Origin of the sequence: Stenotrophomonas pictorum JCM 9942 (genome assembly GCF_001310775.1) — a bacterium.
Classification (GTDB): domain Bacteria; phylum Pseudomonadota; class Gammaproteobacteria; order Xanthomonadales; family Xanthomonadaceae; genus Stenotrophomonas; species Stenotrophomonas pictorum.
The window spans coordinates 1-798 of the sequence record NZ_BAZI01000710.1; the positions used below are offsets into that span (position 1 = coordinate 1).

At 70.2% G+C, this 798-nt stretch carries 2 protein-coding genes; both read left to right on the forward strand.

The window, feature by feature from the left end; genetic code table 11:
• On the forward strand, nucleotides 1–248 hold a 248-nt coding region (locus JCM9942_RS17210), incomplete at its 5' end, for a nicotinate-nucleotide--dimethylbenzimidazole phosphoribosyltransferase (protein ID WP_172675202.1).
• Between the two features lie 11 nt (nucleotides 249–259).
• Nucleotides 260–798 (forward strand): histidine phosphatase family protein (locus tag JCM9942_RS17215; protein ID WP_256202428.1); only part of this gene is annotated, 539 nt, incomplete at its 3' end.

The window sequence follows — 798 nt, forward strand, 5'->3', positions numbered from 1 at the left end:
TGGCCGCGGTGCGCATCAATCCCGGGGTACGGCCGTGGCTGCTGTTCTCGCACCAGTCGGCCGAGCGCGGGCATGTCCGCCTGCTCGAGCTGCTGCAGGCGCAGCCGCTGCTGCAATTGGATCTGCGTCTGGGCGAAGGCTCCGGCGCGGCGCTGGCCTTGCCGCTGGTGCGCATGGCCTGCGCGCTGCACAACCAGATGGCCACGTTTGAAGAAGCGGCCGTGGCCGATCGTGACGGCCGCCGATGATCCTGGATCTGATGCGGCACGCGTCCACCGGGCGCCAGGGCTATCTGGACGGCCGCACCGACCCGCCGCTGGTCGACGGCGCGATGGAGGCGTTGCATCGCTGCCACGCCGGTCTGGACTGGAGCCGGGTGATCGCCTCGCCGCGCCGCCGCGCGCTGGATACCGCGCACGCGCTGCTGGCCGGCACCGACCAGTTCTGCGAGATCCATCCGGACTGGGCCGAGCTCGACTTCGGCGACTGGGACGGTCGCCATTTCGATGAGCTGCCGGCCGAGCAACTGGCCGGCCTGTATGAAGAGCCGCACGAGGTGATGCCACCCAATGGCGAGTCGTGGCAGCAGTTCCAGGCGCGCGTGGAACTGCAGTTGCAGCGGTTGATGGACGAGGACGACGGCGATGGCCGGCCGGTGCTGGTGGTCAGTCATGCCGGCGTGTTGCGGCTGGCGATCTCGCGCATCTGCGGCATGCCGTTGTCGCTGCTGTGGGCGCTGCGTATCGACTACGGCACCCGCGTGCGGTTGCGGGTGGAGCGCGGCGAGGACGGCCGGCT